The sequence below is a fragment of the Paraglaciecola sp. MB-3u-78 genome (assembly GCF_002835935.1).
Classification (GTDB): Bacteria; Pseudomonadota; Gammaproteobacteria; order Enterobacterales; family Alteromonadaceae; genus Paraglaciecola.
Window position 1 is genome coordinate 110257 of record NZ_PJCF01000001.1, and the last position, 19013, is coordinate 129269.

The window sequence follows — 19013 nt, forward strand, 5'->3', positions numbered from 1 at the left end:
TCCCCCTCTCCCCATTGTATTGATAAATTTCTAATTATCTTTTTAGGTACTCAATTTTTACCCTAAGTAACAACACATAATCAAAGCATCTTCTTTACCTTTGGCGCTCGGATAATAATTGACTCTCTGTTCGACCAAAATAAAACCGGCATTGTCATAAAGGTTAATGGCAGCTGCATTAGACTCTCGTACCTCAAGCCAAATTTGCTGAATATTATTCTGGTTGCATTGTGCCATAAAGTGTTTCAACAAAGATTTACCTAAACCCTTGCTTTGATGCGCAGCGCTGACCACTATATCCATCAAGGTCACTTCATCAAGGACAGTCATACCAATGTAATAACCTAATGGCTGATTATCTTGGTCGAGTGAGTAAGCAAAATAGGGTTTAGTTAAACAATCTTCAAAGATCTTACGGGACCAAGGTGAAAACTGTCCTTTTTTATGCAAATCAAAATAGGGATCACTATTTTGTGCCGTTAATGGGGAAAATTGTGGTTTCATCTAACTGAGTGCGACCGCTATTGGGTTAAATTTTTGCAAGAGATAAAGCGCTTTGTAGTTCCTGCCAAAGTTGCTTTTTGGTATCTGAGTGATGTAACTCAGTTAAAGCTGGGGTAATAAGTTGTTTATGATTAAAACTCACCTTTTCGCCTTGTGTCCAACTCAGGGGATAACCTGAATAGTGACTCAGTTGCTCGGTTGAAATATGTTTTTGAGGCTTAGCGTCTAGGTCTAACGCGATTAATACATCGGTAAACATTTGAAACTTGGTATCGCTTAGGGTAAATGTCAATAACACAGACTCGGTGGCTTCACTTGTTTGCGTTTGAATTTTGAGTTGATTTAACTTGGCTAGGGCATCTTCTTTTGATGTGACGTCAGATGACTTAGTAACCACTTCAGGGGATTGGTTATCAACCTTTACTTGAGTTTGCTGTTCACTGGTTAACTGCCATGAGGATATGCCCATTTCATTCAAAATGGCGTATTGATAATCACTTAATGCAAGATGAGAAGTATTTTCCATTTCAACAGATTAACATGAATTTAATTTAGATAAGTGATGTTTAAGATCAGTGGCTCTTAAAAAAGTTGCGTTTGAGAAAAGTTGGCAAGGGTGGAGGGATTGCCTCAGTTACATCCAAGTAACTGACCGCAAGCGGCGCTGTCGCGGTTCAAATCGTTCCAGACGATTTGTATTTCAGGCTTCCTGCCTTGCACCCCTTCGGGGCCATACTCCGCATGTTCTAATTTATTCCAGAAAAATTAGTCAAACCCATGGGCGTTCTCACCCTCTATCTTCATTATCATTTTTTACTTTACAACCAAAGCTCTACTCAGGCCGATTCTTAATTATTTGGCAGGGGTGGAGGGATTCGAACCCCCAACCATCGGTTTTGGAGACCGCTGTTCTACCAATTGGAACTACACCCCTGCTGACCGGCTGAATTATACTGACGGGAAACGAAAGGTAAAGTGATTTTGCTTTTACTATACACATCTAACGCACAACTGCACATTTAATGAGCTATCGGCATCAATAGTACCTTAAGTTGACTGACGAGCAGCCTCATACCAAAGTTTATTGGTTAATTCGACTAGGGGTTTCATAATGTTTACTTTAGTAATTACCTCAGATAAACGTTGTTCACTATATTGAGCATAGAAAACACATAAGCTAGCTTCATCGGTTAGGCTAAAGCCATTTACAGTAATACATGATGCAAGATCGAAATACGGGCAAGATATTGCGCAGTATTCCCAATCAAAAATTTTACTGGGCTGAGAATGAGTGACATGAGTTAAAGCTAAATCATTGTGACAAAACACCGCTTTAGTTGAGCAGGCTTGTTGCCAAATCACCCCATAACTATCGATAATTTGTTGTTCTGAAGCTGAAATCGGTATATCAATCACACTCATATAATGTTGCCATTGGCTGGGCAAATCTAGTTCTGGGGCATTTACCTTAGTGTTATGTATTATTGATAACGCAGACGCTAAGCTTTTGGTAATGGTTACATTAGATATATCGGCCTGATCTAAAGTGGGGCTATCTAGCCATTGGTCAATTTGAAAATCAAGTGACTTTGAAAGATAGATTGGCTTTACTGCAAGCCCTTTAGCAGCAAGTGCCAATTGAATATCAAACAGCTTGTTTCTATCTAACAACGTAATTTTGTCTGACTCAAACGTTTTGACAAAATAACTTTTGTTGGATGTGTCAAGGCGATAACTACTGTTTATTGTTCCCCCTTTTAAAGCGTTAAGATGAAAGTCTGATTGAACAAACTCCAAATTTTCTAACTCAGCTTCCAGCTTAATCTTTAAATCGCTCATACGGAGTCTGTCTGACCTTCTACATTAGCGGGTTCTATACGCCATTGCATAAAACCATATACCGCAAATCCGGTATAACATAAAAATAATATCCCTGTTAAAACTAAATCATTGGCAAAGTAGAGATAGGCTGCAAAGAGATTAATAATAATCCAGTACAACCAATTTTCCCGCACTTTATGGGCCATTAGCACAGTTGTGAAAACACTAAAAACGGTTATAAATGCATCTAAATGTATATAATTTGCATCCAACACAGTACTCGCAAAATGAGTTAATAATAGCGCCCCAATGGTCAGCCCTGTAATACATATCACATGCCGAGATATTGGCCAGCTATTTACAAACACTGTATCACCATGATTATCACGCCACTTAATTAAGCCATAAACAGCCATAATTAAGTAATAAAAATTGAGTCCAGTGTGAAAAGGTAAAGACACGCTCCAAAATAGCCATGTGTAGATCCCTGTGCTGACCAAGGCACAGGGCCAACACCAGATGTTTTGCCTAGCCGCCAGCCACACGTACGCCACAGCTAAAGCCACCGCAATACCTTCCAAAAAAGATGTTGCGGCCAATTGCTCTAGAAAATGCTCCATTAAATTTCTGTACTCATCTTGTCACCATTTAAAAACTTACAGACAAATATTGCCTGTCCTACTTTTTGATGACTACGTTGCATTTCTTCGGCTAACAATTGCATAGTGGATAGATAATCCCCGCTCACTAAAGTACTAGTTGCAGACGTCACTACTTTGAGACTCTCATGAGTATTTAAACGATCAATAAACTCTTGAATTGGCTCTATGTACTGTTCTTTGAGAGGATACATGGATATTTCGACAACTAATTTCATCTTGATTCCTTATGATTACAGCCGGAGTGACAAGTCAGCTCCGGCTTGGTATATCGTTATTAATATTGATATTTAAAGTTGATACCTACACGGCGAGGCTCACCAAACTGTTCATATAAATGGCCTTCATACTCATCTCGAGGATCGTTTCCAAAGTAAAATCCACGATTAGCGTATTGTTTATCAAACAAGTTACGAGCATATAAACTCACCTGCCAATTTTCAATTTGGTAATCGAGGCTAGTATGGGTGATAAAGATATTGTCTGACTGCTGTTCGTGACTAAAGGAATAAAAGAACTCATCTTTAGCATCAAATTCGATAAGCCAATTTAGGTTGTCAGCGACTTGCCAATTTAGACCCGCATTCACATGATATTTAGGCGCATGTGCTTGGTCTCGTTTATCAATGGTGCTGCCATCTTGACGCGTAATACCGCTAATCTCAGTTTTGAGATAACCAATATTAACGAAGGTGTCTACACTATCTGACAACATATAATTGAGACTGACTTCAATACCGTAGTTTTTTCCATCTGCGGCATTATTATACAAATCCACAAAAGATTGATCGTTAACAATAGAGTTTTTATATTGCACGTCGTCACGATTTTGATAGAAGGTGGTAAAGTCTAGGACTAAACTTCCATCTTTATTGGCACCTTTTATGCCAAATTCAATGCCGACTAAAGATTCAGCATCAAAAATTGCATTGTCGAGTAAATCTTGTTTGAACTCAGCAATTTCCTCGTCGTCAATCTTACCTAGAGCTTGGCCATTTACCCCACCCATTTTATAACTGCGCAATAGACTAAGATAAAGCATGCTGCTGTCACCGACTTTTTGATGATAGCTAATTTCAGCTCCCCAATCATTATGCTTAAGTTCTTCATTAATCATATTGGAATCATCATAATCGAGTGTCTGCGAGGCTAAACGTAAACTTGTAGTAATCCACTGGTCATCTGATAACACATATTTATATTGACCAAATAACGCACTGTCCACACGATCCACTTGGCTCTCAAACGGTCCTGCTAACCAAGTATATTCACGGGTTAAGTCTTCTGTTTTGTCGGCAAAATAAAATCCGACCACCCAAGTGTTGGCTTTATCAGTTTTGCTGGTTAGTTTTGCTTGAATTGTTCTGTCTTCACGTTCACGGAAGTAATAATCGGTAGATGAATATTCCCAGCCTGGCGCTATACCAACATAACTCCAATCCTCATCATAGCCATAAGCTAAATCAGCTTGCATAAAACTGCTCTGAAGCTGCACATTAGCCCAGCCTAAACCTCGATAATCTAGGGTTACACCAATGGCTTCACTTTCTTGTGTGTCAAAGCCAGGCTCATCAGATAAGGTGGTTCTATCTCTGTTGAGTGAAAAAGCATCATAGCCATTATCCACATCTATCAAGTGAATGACGGTGTTAACAGACAAGTCTTCGGTTGCTTGCCAATTCAGTTTGGCTCGTGCAGTTAACTCGTCCACACCATTAGTATCGTCAAGTCCCAACCAAGTGTTTTCTACAAATCCATCACTGGTATTTTGGTGAACTGACAAACGATAGTCAACGGAATCGCTTAATCCACCGCCGACTGCGGCTCCTATTTGCCAACTACCGTAATTAGCAACACCAAATTGGGCGTCAATACTGGTTTGCTCTGAGGGATCTTTACTCAGCACGTTGATCATGCCAGCAAGGCCATCAGCACCAAAACGCGCACTGTTTGGGCCTTTGAATATTTCAACTTGTTCGATATCAAAAGTACTTGCGCCGGCGAGCAATCCAGAATAATTGATACCGTCAACCAGGTAACCAACAGAAGGATTGATTGGATCGGTAAACTGACTACGTTCACCAATTCCGCGAATTTGCACAAAGCGTCCACGACTAGCACCGCTGGCAAAATTTACATTGGCCGCTCGATTTAATATATCTTCGAGATGTTGGGCTTGGCGTTGTTGTATTGCTTGTTCGTCTAGTACAGAAATGCTGCTAGCCATTTCAAACAAGGGCGTTGCAGACAAAGCACCTCGTACGATAATGCGTTCTAACTCATTTGGTGTAACCGGTTGATCATCAGTGTTTTGCGCAGATGCATAAGTACTGATTAAACTTAGGTTTAGGCTTATTAAAGTAGCCAGTGGCTTTTTACAAAATTTCATATAAAAGGATCTCTTCATTATAGGTTGAAAAGATCCGGCTGTACGGCAGGTAAATGGGGATAGTTGTCTGACCATTCCTACGCCGGCATTATCCGGATCAGGTATAAGGGTTATGAGTGTTTTCTCAAATCTCAGCCTAAAAGGCTCCCCTTGGTTGCTAAATACAGGTTGATTAGTTACCTATTATTCAGCTTGGGCAGTGTAACAGGCAAATAAAGCTTCGCAATAGATGAATGGAAATTTATAAGAGCAAAATAGTATTTATTTCTTAATGTTTAGTTTTACTATCTTCTGATTGGAGAAGAAAGAACCTTCTTGGGTAAACCATACCTCACCATTTGGAGCCACGCATACTCCCTCAACTTGCCCATAACCTGAAAGACCAAATGACGTCTGCAAGGTCAAATCTCGATTAAGAATAGTAATAAAAGGGGAAAAACTTCCCACCCGGTTTAATTCATAACCAACCAAAATAAATCGATTATTTGTGCTATCAAAATCCCCACCTGTAATGACACCTGATAATCCCTTTATCTCATTTATAGGTTCAACAAACTGGTTAGGCTCGACTTTATTGAGTTGGTAGATAAATAAGTTACCGCTATTCCAACTCTTAGAAAATAAAAACAGACTATCATCCAAATTAATTAAAGTTTCAGCGTCGTAATCGTGATTTAGATACTCGTTATTTTTAACTAAATGATTAATATAAAATAGCTTAGATGTGGTGACATTGGTCTTACTACTACTGACTTGTTTAGGCACTGTATGGATCTGTACAAACTTTCGCTTGCCATTGTTGTTACCCACATCACCAATATAAAAATATTGGCTATCTCCAATCAATGCCTCCCAATCTGTATTTTTTGCAGGGATCAGTTGTTTGTTAATAATCTGCCCAGAAGAGTCAATATTGTAAATAATAGGTTTATTTCCAGAGTCATTGACAGTATAGGCTGACCCCATGTCTGGACAGTATAGACCCGAAGTTTCTTTTAACTCATCAGGTAAATTGGTCTCTTCTAACACCATATAATTTGGAGTATTGGTAGCTAATGAACCACAGGCCACTAAAAGATTGATAGCTATAAGTAAAACGAATTTAAGCACCAAAAGTATCTTCCTTAAAATTAAAAATTTAATTGATATATCTCCTGAAATGCAAATATTCCATATTTGAAAAGGAGATCTTTACTGAATTTGTAGCTGAGTTAGTAACTTGACTATCTAAAAACCACATTCGTATTTTTGAATAAGTTTGCTTACACTAGCAAGCATTAATCAATCGTCATAAATAAGAATTTGTAGTGAATTTACCCAAACAGTTATTCCATTGGTTTCAACAACGCCAGTCAAAGTTAAGTCATAGGCAATTGTTGGTCATAACAGGCCAAGAGGAATGGACAAAAAACGCTGCGGTTACCTTAATAGATAAAAATGATATACAAAGTATTTTATGGATCTCAGATGCTCAAACTGATTATGAAGATATTAGTGTAAAAGACTACCGCTGTAAATTAGGTCACGAATATGACTGGGTGGTACTAAACTGCTTTAGTGGATTTAGAGCCAACGCAGCAATGGCATTGAGTGGCACAATAAAAGCCCATGGATTAATGATTATTCTGTGTCCTGAATTATCTGAATGGCCACACTATGGGGATCCAGAACAATTCAATCGTATTTCATATGGCTACCATCAAAAATTTACAAAAAGTTATTTTATTCAATACTTAATATCTTCCTTTAACGAAGATAGTGCCGTCGCAATGTTATCTGTTGATAAATTTTCTGGTAAGGCACTTTTTGTTGTAGACAACTCAGATAAAGATCGATATTACGAGCAAGACATAGCTGTAACGCACATTTGTAAGGTTGCCCAAGGACATAGAAATAGACCTTTAATATTGACTGCGGATAGAGGCCGCGGTAAGTCTTCAGCTTTAGGGATCGCCGCCTCTAAAATAATGCAAACTTCGGATAAAACGATATATTTAACTGCCCCACATATTCGTAGTGTCGAACAAGTATTTATTCATACCAAACGTTTATTACCTAATGCGGTAATATCTAAAAATAGTGTTATTTATGCATCCAGTTCAATAACCTTTAAGTCCATCGATTTATTATTATCAGACGACATATCGGTAGATTTGTTATTAGTAGACGAAGCCTCTGCAATTCCTGTTCATATCCTGAATAAACTTGCTAAAAAATTTCCACGTATTGTTTTTAGTACAACGGTTCATGGATATGAAGGCAGTGGTCGTGGTTTTGAAATGCGCTTTATAAAGCAACTCTCACAACTGAAGCCCAGCTTCAAAAGATTCCAGATGTTACAACCAATCCGCTGGTATAAACACGACACATTAGAACAATTCTGGTTCAATACAATGTTTCACAATGTACAACAAGATATTGAAACAATTGAGCCAGAGAACCAATCAATTAACTTTCAACACCTCTCAAAAGCACAATTACTCAAAGACAAAACATTACTAGGGGGACTATTTAGGTTATTGATAGACGCCCACTACCAAACCAGCCAAGATGATTTGCAACGTTTATTAGACGCTCCTGAAATAGAATGTTTTATAATGAGCAGAGGTAACACTTTGCTTGGGGTGGCTCAAATAGTCAAAGAAGGGGGAGATTGTCTTGGTGAAATTTCCAATCATATTGCTGATTGCAGCAGGCGTGTAAAAGGGCATTTAGTTGCGCAAAACATTACGTCAACCTATAACACTGCCCCCTTCCTATTAACTCAACAATGGCGAATAAGCAGAATTGCTATCGCCCCTGTTCATCAGCTCAAAGGGTTTGGAAAACAGTTAATTGACTACGTAGAACAGCAGGCGAGACAGCAACACATTGAGTTTCTAACCACGTCTTTTGGTTGCAATACTGACATCTTAAGGTTTTGGTACAGAAGTAGATTTTTGCTTGCTAAACTCAGCGCAAAACCTGAGGTATCGAGTGGCGAGCACAGTGCTATTTGTATTAAACCTTTAACAAATGAGGCACTGAAAATATCTGACTCTATTCATAAAGATTTTTATCAGGAATTGCTTTATCAGATGGACAAAAATTTTCAATGGTTGTCTGAGGCCTTACTTATTCAAATATTACTGTTTGAGCCAAGGGTAAATGTAGGTGCATCTAACAATATGGCAATACTTAGTCAATTTGCTATAGGGAAACGGGCATATTTCACCTGCAAGCGTTTACTAAAAGAGTACCTGATAGCCAATCCTGATTGCTTCTCAAAAATAGAAACACAACAGCAGGCTTTGTTGGTGGCTGCACTATTACAAAACCTAAAAGACAAGAACCTTTGTGCAAAATATAATTTAAGTGGTAAAAAACAAATCGAACAAGCATTAAAGACTAGCTTTGGAAAAATTTTAATAAGTCATTGATGGACTTTAATTAAAGACCTTTAAAATAGCCAGCAAACTTGAATAATCATCCGTCCATAAGACCTTTTGATATTGGTCCTTAGCTATCACGGTTTGCTTAAAGCTTAACTTTAGTGATTGGGTCAATAGAGTATTATTTGTCAATACCACCCACTGAGCATCATGTTCATTTCCATTACCAGGCGTTTCAAACAACATAAGCTGCATATCTAAGGTTCGACTATGGTTTATGATGACAGGTAAAAGTGACAAATGCCGATTAGAAATGTGTAAAGCCACCACACCTTGGGTATTGATATGCTGCTGATACAATAAAAATGCTTCACGTGTCATCAAATGAGTAGGAATTAAATCTCCTGAAAAAGCATCAATGATAAGTAAATCAAACGCATTTTTTTGCCCTAAATCTAATTCGTTTTGCAAAGAGACACGAGCATCACCTAACTTGACTTCAACTTCAGCCTTAGAACTGTCCAAGTAACTAAAATATTTATGAGCATAGTCTGAGACTAATGGGTTGAGCTCATAAAAAGTATAATAATCGCCAAGTTTACCATAGGCTGCTAATGCCCCTACCCCTAAACCAATAATCCCGACTTGTAAGTTACTGTTGCTAGACAACTCCTCAATGACCAGTTGTACACCTGTACCTGGACGATAATAACTAAGAGGCACTGCTAATTTAGACAGTGGCAAAGATTGACTACCGTGTGAGGTAGTGCCATCAATTAACCGCCTCTCATTGACGTTTCCCTCAGTAATATCTTTTACAGACAGTATGCCATAAAAATTTCGCCCCTTAGCAATGTCGTATTGTTGGTATTGGCTATTGAGTTTAGTGAAAGCCAATAACCAAACAAGGGCAACAACTGCACTGCCTGCCGCTAATTTTGAAAGATGACTATTAGCAACAACACCAGCCATAATGGATTTGACATCAGCACGCTCATCTTGTTTGTTCCACCATAATGAAGCTGTAGCCAATACTAGTACACTGAAAATCGCTAATGGAAATTCTAAAAACTCATTAAACAAACTTTTAGCCACAAAAGACACGAGAAAACTACCAAAAACTCCACCGCCAGATAAAGCCAAATAAAACAAGGTTGTATTGCCCTGCTTTGGTTTAAGTGAATTCAATTCACCATGACAAATCATACAACCACACAATAAAATCAACAGATAAATCAATAACTGAGTAAGGATGTCAAATTGCCCACCTATAAAATAAATTAACAAGGCAACAAATGACAGCAGCATAAAGAAAGGTAACCAAAGGTATCGAACATAGATGCCAAGGTTGCTGAATGCCACCACATAGGTCAGCAAGTATATTGCTAACGGTGCGAGCCACAGAAAAGGCACAGGTGGTACATTTTGTGTCAATGCATTGGTGGTTGATACCAACAATACCACCCCTAAGGCGGACAACATAAACCATAAGATAAGTCTAAAAAAACCTACCTGAGGATTAATAATGTGTTCGGGGATAAAAAGTCTATCTTTTTTATTTTGCTTAACAACTATAAAAAAAATCCAAGCAACTAAAAGCACAAATAACCAATAAATACTGGACCATAACTTAACTTGCCAATCGAGTGTCATAAACGGTTCAATGACCGATGGGTAACTCACCAGCGCCAAAAATGCAGCAATATTTGAAATGGCATATAACCTATAGGGATTCGCGCCATGAGTTTCTCTGGTGAACCAATGCTGCAGCAGGGGTGTATTGGCTGATAATATTAAATAAGGAAAACCTAGACCAAAAAACAATACTTTCAACACGCCCCAAGTTGGTGGCTCGCTTATTATTATATTTTGTATATCAGCAATATTGTAAGGCAACAAAAATAAGCTAAATAATAGGCATACCAGATGTGCAACAATCTGATGTTTGACTTTAAAAATCTTAGTCAGGATATAAGCATATAAATAACCTACCAACAAAAAGAATTGAAAAAACAACATACAAGTGGTCCATACACTGGCACCACCGCCGAACCAAGGGAGTATGATTTTTGAAATAATAGGTTGTATTTGAAAAACCAGAAAGGCACTAATAAAAACTGAGATGAAATATTGCATTAATTATACAGGCGTTGACTTAAGATTAAACTTTTGTAGATGTTTTAAATTACTATTTTTACTCATATAATAAAAATTACATCGTAAAAAAAAGCTCCCTAGGGAGCTTTTTGAATTAAAGTTTTATATTACGGTTTTTAGCCTTTTCCTTGATATATGGTTCCCAACTTCTAGCATTACGAGCTGTAGAACTGTCCTTTTTTGCTTCTTGCACATGCTTGTAAGCAGTCCTAAAGTCACCTTTATCGAAACTTGCTTGCATCATAGCTAAATGGATCGCGCCCACTTTATCAGAACCTCCGTCCAAAGCCTTTTGCAGAGAAACAATAGCATCACTATATTGCTCTAAAGCATAATAAACCATGCCTTGCTTTTTAAATAAATCAGGATCAGAAGCCAATAAGGCAGATTGTCCATAATAATCAGCAGCTTCTTTAAACTCTTTAGCTTGTTGATACGATGAGGCAACACTAGTGAGCATTCTTTCATCTTTATCGACTAATCCAGATTTAATATGCTTTTCTAATATTTGAGCCGCTTTTACAGGTATATCATTCATTGAATACAGCTGGCTAAGTGCTTTTATTTCAGCAGGTTTAGTTAAGTAACCTTGATTATAAGCCATCTCAAACGTAGACAATGCTTTCTTATGATCTTCAACAAGCATGTAAAAGAACCCAAGTTGCGTCCACTGTGCCTTTTCATCAGGAAATATCCTGACTGTTTCTTCCTGCACTTCAATGGTTTCTTTATACATTTTGCGGTTGTAATAAGAGGTCATTTTAAGCGCATAGGCATTTTTATTAGGCTTTTCAGCTAAGGCTATAGCCTTATTGATAGGCATAATAATTTCAGCATATTTTTGCGTCTGATAATAAGCGTTAGCCATTCTAAAATAGACATCAAAGTCTTCTTTACAAGTAATATTCATCCATTGTTGATAGTACTTAATCGCAATATCATATTGCTCTTCCTGAAGGCTTAAATCAGCGATCAATTTTATGGTACCAACCTGCTCTGAATCATTTAATTTGCTAGGGGCAACGGCTCTTTGCAAATACTCAATGGATTTTTTTGCTTTACCCGTTTGAGTAGCCAATAAATTACCAATAAAACGATCAGTAAATGCCCTGTCAAATGTGTCAGACGTATCGATTTCATAAAGAATATCTAACGCTTCATCTATTAGGTCATTGTTGTAGGCGTCTAAGGCTTTCCCAACCTTTTTACCTACCTTTTGTCCAGGAATGTTGGTTGGACCTCGCTTATAATCAGCACATGCAATGGGAGCAGATACTTGAGCATAAACACTGGTGGGAATAACAGCGGCAACAGAAATCACTGAAGCCACATATAAATGTTTTAGATGTTTATTCATTATGATTGATCCAACTTAAAGTCTAGTTGCACTGTTAGGCCGAATTGCTTCATCGGTTTACCATCTTCAATTTTGGGCTTGTACTTCCATTTACCTAAAGCACGTCTTGCTTCACGGTCGAAGACACGTTTTGGATCCGCATCTATCACTGTAACGTCTTCGACTCCACCCACTTCATTGATAGTAAAAGACAATTTAACCCATCCTTCTTTACCATCACGTGCGGCTTGAACTGGATATTTAGGTTCAATCCTCACGATAGGAGTCGCATCTCCATCACGCATTGCACCAACACTACCGATATTAACCGAGGCACCTCCAACGTCAACAGTGGGCATTGCGAAGCTAAGTCCATCTGTATCAACTTTAGCAACGTCAGGTTCAACAGGCTCTATTTTAGGAGGCTGCTTAGGTGGTGGTGGTGGTGGTGGTGGTACCCTTTGTCTCAGTTGTGTTGCATCATCTGGTGTTGCCATAACAATATCGATTACAACTGTTTTACCAGGATCTGGAGGTGGTCTTCCAGAATTAGAAATCAACTCTGCCATCACAATAAAAAGAAGAAAGGCAATTACACCACCTAACAATATAGAAACTATTAATCGACCCATATTAGCTACCTGCCGTTGCAATTGAGATACGATCAATACCGGCCATTTTAATTTGGTCCATAACTTCAACAACAAGCCCATGTTCGGCTTCTTTGTCAGCCTGAATAATTATTACATCAGACGGTTGCTCAGCCATTAAACGCTCTAAATTAGCACGTACAAGGTCTACATCAACTTCACTTTTATCTATCCAAACTTTTCCATCTTCTGTAACCGCGATGAAAATATTTGCATTTTTAGGCATAACAGCTAAGTCGCCTTTAGGTTTATTAACGTTAACACCTGCTTCTTTTACAAAAACAGTAGTCACAATGAAGAAGATCAACATTATGAAAACTATGTCTAGCATAGGTGTCATATCAATGGTTGCATCTTCTTCTACTCGAACTTTACGACCCATAAGATCCTCTCTTTAATGATGGGGCAAGGCATCTACTAGCTTTTCTCTGGCTATTTTAACTTTAGCTTCAAGACGAGAGCTAAAGAAAACACCAGATAAAGCAGCAACCATTCCAGCCATTGTAGGAATAGTAGCCATAGATATCCCTGCGGCCATTAGACGAGGGTTACTTGTACCCTGAGTTGCCATGGTCTCGAACACACCGATCATTCCAGTGACTGTTCCCAGCAGACCAATTAGAGGGCACATAGCCACAAGTGTTTTAATTAACAACATTCTTGAACTAAGGCCATCTGAAGCTTGTGAAATCCATGTGTCACGGATTCTATGCGCATACCATGAGGTAGTGTCTTCGCGTGCATCCCAGTTAGAGATAATTTCGTCTCTCAACTTTGGGAAAACTGAAGCTAAATACCAGAAGCGCTCTATCATAAATGCCCACATAAGAAAGAGCGCAGCAGCGACAACGTAAAGCACGTCACCGCCAGCAGCAATAAAATCCCTGACAGACTCCCATTGTTCTATCAGAAATAACATATTAGGCTTTCTCCGTCTCAGCATGCGTAGCTATAATACCCGCAGTCTGCTCATCGAGAATATGCACAATAGATTTACTGCGCCCAGCAACAATACTGTGAGTCAGCAACAGTGGTAGTGCAGCAATAATACCCAAAGCAGTGGTTACCAAGGCCATTGAAATACTGCCCGCCATTAATTTAGGATCGCCGGTTCCGAACAAAGTGATTTGTTGGAAGGTTTCAATCATACCAATAACGGTACCTAACAGACCTAATAAAGGCGCTATCGCAGCAAAGATCTTAATGATATTAATACCACTTTCAATTCTAGGTAGCTCTTTCAAAATAGCCTCGTCTAACTTCAACTCTAAGCTTTCTGCATCTGCGGTTTTGTTTTCACCGTAAACTTGTAGAATACGACCAAGAGGATTGCTGCTAGAAGGGTTAGAAACGTTCTTAAGTTGCGACTTCATTTTCCCACCTACTATGGTGAGAGTAACAACTTTATACAAACCTATTATTAAACCGATAGCCAACATTACAGTAATGGTATAACCCACTGTACCACCCGCATGATAACGTTCCATCATGGTCGCTTTTTCTTTTAATAGGCCAAGAATACCACCTTTTGAAGGGTCAGCATAAAATGGAACAAGACCTGAAGTAGCAGCTTGAAGTTCACGAGTAGAGTCAACTAGGAATCCATCGGGTTGTCGACCTAGAGGCTGAACCATTGCATTTTTGCTATCGTATACTAAATAACCTTGCTCACCAATTAAGTTGAACGTACCAATACGCACCACTTCTTGTTGTTGAGAACCGCCGTCTAAGTTTACGACTTCAGTAGTGAAGCGTGAAACTTGTCCTGACTCAGTCATTTCAGTTTGTAGTGCAAACCAAAGATCCTCTAATTCTTTAATATTAGGAAGGCCTTTAGCTTCTTCAGACATACGTTTTAAAAACGCACCTCGTCCTGGGAATTCAGCACTTACAATTGAAGTAGAAATTTGACCATATGCTTCTGCAGATGCTTGACGAACCACACCAAACATTTCACCTAAGGTACCTGTAGCGGTAGTTAACTCTACTTCTTTTTCAGCTAATCTTACTTCGTTATCGGCAAATGCTTTTTGCAATCTGTCGCCACGAGACGTTTCAGCTTTAAGATCGGCTTGCGCCTTTCTTACTAGAGCTTGTTTATCAGCACGAGCCGACTGAAATTCTGCTTCACGTTCTTTATTAATACGTGCTTCGGATACACGGCTCTTTTTAACTTCATCAAGAAGTTCTTCTAAAGAAGTAGCTGCTTGTAGTGAAGAAGACATTAATGCAATCGTCACAGCAGCTAATATGGATTTAAATACAGTTTTCATCAATATTACTCCGCAGCTTTGATTGGTAATTTAAGAAGATCAGGTGGCAATAATGCGTTCGCCATACGTACTGCTATTACAACTGGATTAATATACTCAGCACCCAGTTCTTCCCAAGCTCTAGCATCATTGTCCCAGACCCAAGCATTCTTTTGATCAAGTGACAAAGCTAAATGCGCAGTTCTACCAAGGTTGAAGAAATCTACTGTAATTTCAGTTCCTTGATAATCCAACTTACCTTGATAGGCCTGAATTTTTCCACCGTATGAGTTTTCGATTTGATATGCTTCGATGACCTGACGGAACTGTTCAGAGGTCGTGACATTTGAATTAGCCATAATGTCGCGTAAACGTTCTACACGCTCTTTACGCTCATTAAGATTAATTGGCACATCAAGATTAATGAATTTCTCAAGACTATCAATCATTCTAAACATTAGCGGAACTACACCACGTTTAACGCCATCAATACCATCAATCTGAGTTTGCAGTGAATCAAGACTACGCTGCTGATCTGCAACCAGTGTAGAAACATAATCGTTATACACTTTCAGATTTTCTGTTTCGTCAACGACTCCACGATATTCAATAAACAATTCCTGTGACTGTTCATACAGGTTATTTATTTTCTTTTGGGATTGCGCTGCAGCCGCGTGAATTTTAGCTTCTTCTTTGTGAAGCTCATTTAACGGGTCTGCAGAGACAACAGCGCTGCTACCGAGTGCTAAAGCACCAACGACGGCAGAAGCAATAAGGTTTCTCTTGCTCATTTTGGACATAATTCCCAACCAATTTTTTTGTTTTAAATCCTCGTCAAACCATATAATTTGTTGACAAGGGGCTATAAAGCTCTGTTGTTTAAGGGGCTTAGAATTTATAAATATAAATACTAAGACCAAAGAATATTCACACGTATGTAAGTAAATTGTCAAGAAACTACACGCCATAAGCAAAGAATTTATTATAATCGGCTCATCAGCGTTCATAAACTAATCATATCAACATACATACTAGCATTAAATAACTGAACTCGATTTATGAAGTTAAACTAAATATCGGTTATAAGGTAAAATCTTACAACTAAAAAATACGCAGATTTCAGTTTCTAGTGCGACACATTGAATTTTGAAGGCCAGAGGGTGAAACTCACGGTCGACTAAAACCCAATGTGAGCTCACTTTGCCAAAAACATATACCGGACTGACCCAAGAAGAACGATCAATGTCATTAACTTAAGCTTATTTTGCGTATTTACAACAAGTTACCTAGTTGATAATCTGTCGATGAATTAAAAATTTAGAGAAATTACCAATGAGCTGTTCAGTATTTAATTCAAATAGTACAAAAACCAACCAATAAAATTCATTCAACTGAGTTTTTAGAAAAGCATCGTAAGAAACCTACCGATTTCACTCGAGATAGAACCTTACTTTCCCTCGTTTAATGAGTTTTATGTTGAATGCTCTCAATAGTTCAATCCAGCCGATATTCCGCATCTTTTTCGGGATCCCAATTATTTTTCCTCAGATCCAGTCTGGCCAATCCACAGACGCATCTGGTCTTGCCGGTAAAATTGTTATCGTCAAATGTCAGGATCGCCAAACCTGCCGGTTCAACAGCACCGCATACTCCTGAATAAGGCTAAGCCAGTTTATACACTCGACAAACTTCCGGGCCAAATAACCGGATGATCTTTTCTTTTTCTTCATTCAACCCGCTAATACAGCTATCTCGGCCCGGTATGTGAACCCGATGGATACCACTCATTTTCTGGAATATCCATCGTAATGTAGGCTGCTTTGTTGGCTTTCCAACTTGACTGAGTATGCTTTCCTCCTGCTCCTCCAGTTCTTTTCTTACCTGATATTGTCCTGCGTTATATACCATCAGACACAATGTCATCACCATCATCAGAGCGTCTATTCTCTCCGGCTTTTTCAAAAAAACACCGCTGAGATGAAACAGCGGATCTTTGATGAAACGAAAGCCACGCTCAACACCTTGTTGCTCTTTATAGGTTGATAGCATATTAGCTTCATTCATATCAGGGTTGTCCAGATCATTGCTTGCTAATATAAAACGACCCAGTTTATTTCGCTGTGGGCGGATTTTATCAATACATGCCTCAAATTCTGCCTCCAGTTTATAGTGAGAAAAAACGGGTTCATCTGTACTTTTTGGCCTTCCGCGCCCTTTATATTTAAGTACCTTTGTGATGTGATAATTCATTCGGTGATACGACAATGTTTTTTCAAATGTTTTGGCTGTTCGTAAGGTATCCTGCTCACAGCCAAATGCTTGCCTGGAGGGTTGGGTGGCTGACTTTTCCGCTTTCTTCAGGCTTTTTTCAATGCGTTTTTCCAGCGTGATGCTTCCCCGTTTTTCAGCTTGCGCTGAATGAACCAGCAGCCAGCGTTGTTTCAATCCCCGATCATTTTGCCCGATTAATAAGCCTTTATAGCCGTCCTGCACGTTTTGCCAGGCATAATCATTTTCATCGGCCTGCACCAGTTGCTTAACCAAGCCAAGATTTTCGGGTACTCGGGTCAGCCATAACAGCGCTGACTGGCGTAGTTTATCTTGAGAATAAAGTGCTGAGTCACAGACCCAGAGGAACTCAGGCGTGTTTTCCAGTTTATCCCTGAAAGCTTTTATGCGCGCCAGTGTTTGGTGGAAATTGGCTTTATCGCTGCTATTGCCATCTAATCCTTCATACCAGATGGGCAGCTGAGCAGGTCCGCTGGTGGTTAAAGAAATGACTAATTGTTTTAAATCAGGCCGGTGATCTTTAGAATGACCATGGCGTGGCAAGGGGGGCCTGTTTGTATCGTCAGGGTAAAGATGCTCAACGGCGTAGTCTCCACACACTTTTAAACTGGATGTGTCCAGGTGCCCGTTTTGTCTGCCTGTCGCCGGAATGAATTCCTGTGAGATCTCATTAGCCATCTCCGCCAACAGTGCTGTAGTCCCGTATTTATAGATGGCGGCCAATGTACGCCCATGTACATCATCATTCAAATGTTGCGCCTCAATACCTTCCCCCATCAGTGCACAAACATCTTTCCCTTCAAAGAAGGTCGGTGACAAATAAATAGGATTTTGAGTAAAGCCGAGTCCATTAATGATCATGGCTTTGATGCTCTGGCCATGGGTGACTATTGCACCGTGCTTTTTAGAAATTGGGACTCTTGCGTCTATTCTCTCTACTAGCTTCAGCTTATCGACCAGTCCGGCTACGATCCCTAAATGATCGAGAGTTTCAACCTGAACAACTTCATTTTTTTCTTTTTGCTTAATGAATTCAGCTTGTAACAAAAGGGAAATCCCTGATTATGAGAAATTATTAGCCGCCATTTTTTCACAATAAAATTAGATAATATGTAAGCTATCGGCTTATTTGCTGTGATCTATTGACCATGGCCACCGTGATCTATTGACCATTAAAGTTTGCTTAGAGGTTTCTGAGATAAATAATTAATTTGTCAGGAATTGGGGCGGAATGACGGATTTATAAATCACTTCCCCCCTTCGCAATCAATTAAAGCTTTTGACTAAAATTGACCCTATCAAACACAATGCTGATAGTCGGCTTGGTTTTATCCTCCACACCATTACTGGCTTTCACAGGCCTAGCCTTACTCACTACTACGGGTTCATCTGCCACCTCACACCGACGTTAAATCTTGAGTTTCCTCTTGAATTCAAGCCACTTACTTACAAGTAAGTTTAGATGCCAGGCTTCCCCAGTTACTGCACTAGCTCCCTGTTAAAAATGCCACCCTCAAGCACAGCATTGGTCTGACTAAGTATTGGGCTTCGCGCTATTATGGACGCTTACCCACCAATGCCGCCG

Annotated in this window: 17 protein-coding genes, 1 tRNA gene and 1 riboswitch; of the genes, 1 reads left to right on the forward strand and 17 read right to left on the reverse strand. The window is 39.2% G+C overall.

Annotated elements, in window-relative coordinates:
• Positions 1 to 57: 57 nt before the first annotated feature.
• The 8 genes from rimI to CXF95_RS00520 all read right to left on the reverse strand — a co-directional run bounded on the left by rimI (position 58) and on the right by CXF95_RS00520 (position 6483).
• Positions 58 to 504, reverse strand: coding sequence for a ribosomal protein S18-alanine N-acetyltransferase (gene rimI / locus CXF95_RS00485; RefSeq protein WP_101196884.1), 447 nt, complete (start codon positions 502 to 504; stop codon positions 58 to 60).
• Between the two features lie 25 nt (positions 505 to 529).
• Positions 530 to 1030, reverse strand: coding sequence for a DNA polymerase III subunit psi (locus CXF95_RS00490; protein ID WP_101196885.1), 501 nt, complete (start codon positions 1028 to 1030; stop codon positions 530 to 532).
• Positions 1031 to 1361: 331 nt separating this feature from the next.
• A tRNA-Trp gene (locus CXF95_RS00495) sits at positions 1362 to 1438 on the reverse strand.
• Between the two features lie 113 nt (positions 1439 to 1551).
• On the reverse strand, positions 1552 to 2343 hold the full coding sequence (locus CXF95_RS00500; RefSeq protein ID WP_101196886.1) for a phosphotransferase: 792 nt from the start codon (positions 2341 to 2343) through the stop codon (positions 1552 to 1554).
• Positions 2340 to 2945, reverse strand: a complete 606-nt coding sequence (gene pnuC / locus CXF95_RS00505; protein ID WP_101196887.1) for a nicotinamide riboside transporter PnuC — start codon at positions 2943 to 2945, stop codon at positions 2340 to 2342. The genes CXF95_RS00500 and pnuC overlap by 4 nt, the downstream gene beginning before the upstream one ends.
• Positions 2945 to 3202, reverse strand: a complete 258-nt coding sequence (locus CXF95_RS00510) for a hypothetical protein (protein WP_101196888.1) — start codon at positions 3200 to 3202, stop codon at positions 2945 to 2947. The genes pnuC and CXF95_RS00510 overlap by 1 nt, the downstream gene beginning before the upstream one ends.
• A gap of 59 nt (positions 3203 to 3261) precedes the next feature.
• Positions 3262 to 5373, reverse strand: coding sequence for a TonB-dependent receptor (locus CXF95_RS00515; RefSeq protein WP_101196889.1), 2112 nt, complete (start codon positions 5371 to 5373; stop codon positions 3262 to 3264).
• Positions 5374 to 5430: 57 nt separating this feature from the next.
• Positions 5431 to 5534, reverse strand: a riboswitch (TPP riboswitch).
• Between the two features lie 100 nt (positions 5535 to 5634).
• Entirely contained in the window at positions 5635 to 6483 is an 849-nt protein-coding gene (locus CXF95_RS00520; RefSeq protein ID WP_101197125.1) for a hypothetical protein, read from the reverse strand.
• 197 nt (positions 6484 to 6680) lie between these two features.
• Here CXF95_RS00520 and CXF95_RS00525 point away from each other — a divergent pair, with 197 nt between their 5' ends.
• Complete coding sequence (locus CXF95_RS00525) at positions 6681 to 8792, forward strand: tRNA(Met) cytidine acetyltransferase TmcA (protein WP_101196890.1); 2112 nt, start codon at positions 6681 to 6683, stop codon at positions 8790 to 8792.
• A 6-nt stretch (positions 8793 to 8798) separates the two neighbouring features.
• Here the strand turns inward: CXF95_RS00525 and CXF95_RS00530 are convergent, their stop codons facing one another.
• The 9 genes from CXF95_RS00530 to CXF95_RS31050 all read right to left on the reverse strand — a co-directional run bounded on the left by CXF95_RS00530 (position 8799) and on the right by CXF95_RS31050 (position 18824).
• Entirely contained in the window at positions 8799 to 10880 is a 2082-nt protein-coding gene (locus CXF95_RS00530) for a spermidine synthase (RefSeq protein ID WP_101196891.1), read from the reverse strand.
• Between the two features lie 115 nt (positions 10881 to 10995).
• Entirely contained in the window at positions 10996 to 12258 is a 1263-nt protein-coding gene (locus tag CXF95_RS00535; protein WP_101196892.1) for a hypothetical protein, read from the reverse strand.
• Complete coding sequence (locus CXF95_RS00540) at positions 12258 to 12869, reverse strand: energy transducer TonB (RefSeq protein WP_101196893.1); 612 nt, start codon at positions 12867 to 12869, stop codon at positions 12258 to 12260. The genes CXF95_RS00535 and CXF95_RS00540 overlap by 1 nt, the downstream gene beginning before the upstream one ends.
• Position 12870: 1 nt before the next feature.
• Positions 12871 to 13269, reverse strand: a complete 399-nt coding sequence (locus CXF95_RS00545) for a biopolymer transporter ExbD (protein WP_101196894.1) — start codon at positions 13267 to 13269, stop codon at positions 12871 to 12873.
• Between the two features lie 12 nt (positions 13270 to 13281).
• Positions 13282 to 13806, reverse strand: a complete 525-nt coding sequence (locus CXF95_RS00550; RefSeq protein WP_101196895.1) for a MotA/TolQ/ExbB proton channel family protein — start codon at positions 13804 to 13806, stop codon at positions 13282 to 13284.
• Between the two features lies 1 nt (position 13807).
• Positions 13808 to 15160 carry a MotA/TolQ/ExbB proton channel family protein gene (locus CXF95_RS00555; protein WP_101196896.1) on the reverse strand — a complete coding sequence of 451 codons (1353 nt, stop codon included), beginning with the start codon at positions 15158 to 15160 and terminating at the stop codon, positions 13808 to 13810.
• 5 nt (positions 15161 to 15165) lie between these two features.
• Positions 15166 to 15930, reverse strand: coding sequence for a DUF3450 domain-containing protein (locus CXF95_RS00560; protein ID WP_101197126.1), 765 nt, complete (start codon positions 15928 to 15930; stop codon positions 15166 to 15168).
• An 871-nt stretch (positions 15931 to 16801) separates the two neighbouring features.
• Positions 16802 to 18475, reverse strand: a complete 1674-nt coding sequence (locus tag CXF95_RS00565) for an IS1634 family transposase (protein ID WP_157828022.1) — start codon at positions 18473 to 18475, stop codon at positions 16802 to 16804.
• 223 nt (positions 18476 to 18698) lie between these two features.
• Positions 18699 to 18824, reverse strand: a complete 126-nt coding sequence (locus CXF95_RS31050; RefSeq protein ID WP_255418867.1) for a hypothetical protein — start codon at positions 18822 to 18824, stop codon at positions 18699 to 18701.
• Positions 18825 to 19013 lie beyond the last annotated feature (189 nt).